We start from the raw sequence: 370 nt of genomic DNA on the forward strand, positions 1-370 counted from the left end.
GGCACAATCACCATCGTGCCTCCGTTGTACAGCGTCCGCGCGATATCTCCCACGAACACGTCGAACGAGAAGCTTGCGAGCTGCAGCAGCCGCACCGGGAACTCATCCAACCGGTATTCCCGCCGGTAGCCCGCCGCCGTGTTCACCAGGCTGCGGTGCTCGATCATCACACCCTTCGGCTTGCCCGTCGTTCCCGACGTGTAGATCACGTACGCCAGGTCCTCCGGACGGCATTCGTGCAAGTGATCATCCGCTTCCAGCGGCGCATTCGTCCGCTCCTCGCTGTACGAAGTTTCGTCGTCGAGGTACAGCACCGCCGCCAGCGCCAGCTCCTCTTCGCCGAGCCAGGCTTCGGCACGCTCTCGCAGCG

1 protein-coding gene is annotated in these 370 nt (G+C 64.1%); it reads right to left on the reverse strand.

Annotated features, from left to right (window positions below; all coding sequences use genetic code 11):
* Nucleotides 1–370 (reverse strand): AMP-binding protein (locus G9G54_RS24935; protein WP_165179958.1); only part of this gene is annotated, 370 nt, incomplete at both ends.

The organism is Paenibacillus sp. EKM212P, assembly GCF_011066115.1.
In the GTDB taxonomy this organism is placed as follows: Bacteria; Bacillota; Bacilli; order Paenibacillales; family Paenibacillaceae; genus Paenibacillus; species Paenibacillus polymyxa_B.